Annotated in this window: 3 protein-coding genes; all 3 read right to left on the reverse strand. The window is 42.4% G+C overall.

The features are described 5' to 3' along the window. The coding region (locus A2003_RS02035; protein ID WP_286686739.1) for an SDR family oxidoreductase at positions 1-570 on the reverse strand (570 nt) is incomplete at its 3' end. A gap of 19 nt (positions 571-589) precedes the next feature. Continuing rightward, on the reverse strand, positions 590-1,288 hold the full coding sequence (locus tag A2003_RS02040; protein ID WP_004949960.1) for a histidine phosphatase family protein: 699 nt from the start codon (positions 1,286-1,288) through the stop codon (positions 590-592). Then, positions 1,285-2,153 (reverse strand): phosphotransferase family protein (locus A2003_RS02045; RefSeq protein WP_286686740.1); only part of this gene is annotated, 869 nt, incomplete at its 5' end. The genes A2003_RS02040 and A2003_RS02045, both read right to left, overlap by 4 nt.

A 2,153-nucleotide genomic window follows, 5' to 3' on the forward strand; every position in this document is an offset into this window, starting at 1 on the left:
CATTTCAGTACGAATATAGCCAGGGAAAATGGTTGAAACTTTAATTGGCGTATCCAACAACTCTGCACGAATGCCTTCCGCTAAATGTGCCACTGCTGCTTTGCTCGCAGCATAGGTCGACAAATGCTTCGGTAAACCGCGCATTGCACTCATTGAGGAGATCACCACCAAATGACCCTTATTTTGCGCTCTGAAGATTTCAACTGCTGCTTCGCACTGTGCCAATGCTGAAATAAAGTTGGTTTCCGCTGTGGCACGATTTACTTCAAAATGCCCTTTACCAATACGACGACCATCACCTACACCTGCATTGACAATAATCCGGTCAATTGTCCCAAATTCCTGCTGAAAAGCTTTAAAAACCGTAAAAACATCATCGTAATGAGTCACATCAAGACTTTTGATTTTGACCTGAATTGCAAACTGGCTTTGCAATTCTTGTTGTAAGGATTCCAAACGATCTAAACGGCGTGCGCACAATGCCAAATTGTAGCCTTTGGCTGCAAATTCACGTGCCATCCCAGCGCCTAAACCTGAACTTGCACCTGTAATTAAAATCGTCTTTGTCATTTCCTTCACCTATTCTTATTTATATCCATGTTAAGAGTTCAGCATCACGCGCTTTCAAATAATGATGCTCATTGAAACTGAGTAATTGCAAACGACCATCTGTCCAACGCAATGTGGTGATACTGGCATTGGCAATCGACCAATTCAGCGCAAAAATCTGTTTAGCATTCAAACCTAGAACCTTGCCAACCGCCACAGAAATCACACCACCTGAACTAAACACTACAGCCTGACGTGGTTGTGTGGCATCAATGTGCTGACATAAACCATGTAAAGCACCTTCTACACGTGTTTGAAAGCCTAACCATGTCTCATGATATTCATGGTCATATTGCTCTCCTATCCAGCGTTCAATCGCGCCATCAAAAATTTTGGCAAGATAAGCACGTGGATTGGCAATTAACTCAACATCCTGCTTCAATAACTCAGGTTGATTAAAACGTTCATCATATTTGGCAAATACTTGTTGATGATCAAACTCATTCCAAGCCGACTCTGTATGAATTGGTGCATCATCAAAACTTTGAGCCAAGGCCAATTGTGCTGTTTGCTGATGCCGCTGCATTGATCCTGCAAGCACCAAAGGATGTTCTTTCAAGGTATGTTTAAAAAAATCACCCACCACCTGCGCCTGTTGTTCACCTTTGGCTGAAAGCTGATCATAACTCGCAGCGCCAAATGATGCCTGCCCATGTCGTACCAAATAGATAGTGGTCATCGTTTTAAAATATCCTGTAATTTCGCTCCATATTCAGGAATTAACTGCTGTGCTTCAGCATTGTTTTGTGCAATTAATTTAAGTGCCCGAATATGTAAGGCATGAATCATGATCCAGAAATCCTTAAAGGCTGGATTATCGGTTTGCTGATGGTAATAACGATAATAAATCTGTTGAGCAATCACCGCCAAACGGAACAAACCAAATACTTCATAAAATGCCCAATTGGCAGGTTGCAAACCAGTTTTTTCCAAGTAGTAGTCCACCACCTGTTGACGTGTCAGCATGCCTAGTAGATTGGTCGGTTGACGACGACTAGACTTCATCAAAGCATCGTCATCTTCTTGAATCCAGTAGGCGAGAGCACTGCCTAAATCCATCAGCGGATCACCAATAGTCGCCATTTCCCAGTCCAGTACTCCGATCACTGTAGTTGGTTGTTGTGGATCTAAAATGACATTATCAAAACGCCAATCATTATGAATGACACAAGTTTTAGAATCCGCTGGAATATGTTGCTGTAGCCATTCCCGCACAAAGCTAAAATCAGGTACATTTGGCGTAAGCGCTTTACTATAACGTGCATCCCAACCTTCAACTTGACGGCGGCAATAGCCTTCGCCTTTGCCCAGTTTTTCCAGTTCTGTACCTTGATATGGCACTTGATGCAATTCAATTAATTTATCCAAAACATTCAGACACAACTGTTGAACTTGTGACTGATTCAATTGTAATTCTTTGGGTAAATTAGCTCGCGGAATGATGCCTTCAATCCGTTTCATGACATAGAAATCACAACCTATTACGTTCTCGTCCTGACACAATGCAACCATTTCAGGCAAGACAGGGTAGAACGGCTCAAGAT

This window comes from Acinetobacter sp. GWC1_38_13 (assembly GCF_001767535.1).
Lineage (GTDB): Bacteria > Pseudomonadota > Gammaproteobacteria > Pseudomonadales > Moraxellaceae > Acinetobacter > Acinetobacter junii.

Coding starts and splice junctions, on each gene's coding strand:
- A2003_RS02040 (WP_004949960.1), bottom strand. CDS start 1,288: ATGACCACTATCTATTTGGTACGACATGGGCAGGCATCATTTGGCGCT.